We start from the raw sequence: 1,589 nt of genomic DNA, 5'->3' as shown, positions 1-1,589 counted from the left end.
TGTCGCGGGTGCGCGCGGAGACGGGCGCGGAGTTGCCACTGCGCGCGTTGTTCGAAGCGCGCACGGTGGAGTTGCTCGCCCGTCAGCTGGAGAAGGCCGCATCCTCGAGCATGACGGCGCTGGGGCGGAGGCAGGGGAATGCCGCCCGGCCGCTCTCGTTCGCGCAGCAGCGGCTGTGGTTCATCGACCAGTTGGAGCCGGGCACGGCGCTCTACAACATGCCCGTGGCGGTGCGGCTGGAGGGAACACTCCGTCACGAGGTCCTGGAACGGGCGTTGCGCGAAGTGATGCGGCGCCATGAGACGCTGCGGACGACGTTCGCGGAGCAGGACGGTCAGCCCATCCAGGTCATCCACCCGGACATGGCCCTGCGCCTGGAGCGGGTGGAGGTGCCCGACGGGGATGCGCTGCAACGGGAGGAGCAGGCCCGGCAGCGGATCGAGCAGGAGATGTTGAAGCCGTTCGAACTGTCGCGCGGTCCGCTCCTCCGGGCACTGCTGCTGAAGGTGGGGGACTCGGAGCACGTTCTGGTCGTCACGATGCATCACATCGTGTCGGACGGCTGGTCGTTGGGCGTGTTCGTGCGGGAAGTGGGCGCGTTGTACGCGGCCTTCGCGGAAGGACGTCCGTCACCGCTGCCGGAGCTGCCGGTGCAGTACGCGGACTACGCGGCCTGGCAGCGCGACGGGTTGCAGGGGGCGACGCTCCAGCGAGAGGTGGACTACTGGAAGCGGAAGCTCACGGGCGCGCCGCCGGTGCTGGAGCTGCCGACGGACCATCCGCGCCCGCCGGTGCGCGGCAGCGCCGGAGCGACGCTGGGCTTCCACTGGCCCCGCGCGTTGGCCCAGGCGCTGCGAGAGGTGGGCAAGCGTGAGGGTGCGTCGCTGTACATGGTGCTGCTGGCCGGGTGGCAGGTGCTGCTGTCGCGCTACTCGGGACAGGAGGACATCAGCGTGGGCTCGCCCATCGCGGGCCGCACGCGCGCGGAGGTGGAAGGGCTCATCGGCTTCTTCGTCAACACGCTGGTGTTGCGTGCCCAGGTGGCGGGCGGTGCTTCCTTCGGCGCCCTCCTGAACCAGGTCCGCGAGACGGTCTTGGAGGCGCAGGAGCATCAGCAGGTTCCGTTCGAGAAGCTGGTGGAGGCGCTCCAGCCCGAGCGTGATCGACGGCACACGCCCCTGTTCCAGGTGTTCCTGGCACTCCAGAACCTGCCTGAGAGCGAAACGCGACTGCCGGGGTTGACGCTCAAGCCCGTGGCCTACCAAGGCCGGACGTCCAAGTTCGACCTGAGCCTCTTCTTCGTGGAGACGCCGGACGGATTGACCGCCGCGGTGGAGTACAGCACCGACCTGTTCGAAGCGGCGACGGTGCGCCGGATGGTGGAGCACCTGCGCACGCTGCTGGACGGCGTGGTGGCGAAGCCGGAGGAAGCAGTGGGCCGGTTGCCGCTGCTGACGGAGTCGGAGCGCCAGCAGGTGCTGGTGACGTGGAGCCAGTCGCAGGCGGAGTACGCGCGCGACGCAACGATTCCGCGCCTCTTCGAGGCGCAGGCGAAGCGCACCCCGGAAGCCGTGGCGGTGGTGAGCGGC

1 protein-coding gene is annotated in these 1,589 nt (G+C 69.6%); it reads left to right on the top strand.

What is annotated here, in order from left to right; translation table 11 throughout:
- Positions 1 to 1,589 (top strand): condensation domain-containing protein (locus ACLEQD_RS43025; protein ID WP_410391738.1); only part of this gene is annotated, 1,589 nt, incomplete at both ends.

It is taken from the genome of Corallococcus sp. 4LFB (assembly GCF_046520365.1).
GTDB classification, from domain to species: Bacteria; Myxococcota; Myxococcia; order Myxococcales; family Myxococcaceae; genus Corallococcus; species Corallococcus caeni.
Note: the sequence above shows the minus strand (reverse complement) of the source record. Positions and strands in the feature narration are given on the sequence as shown.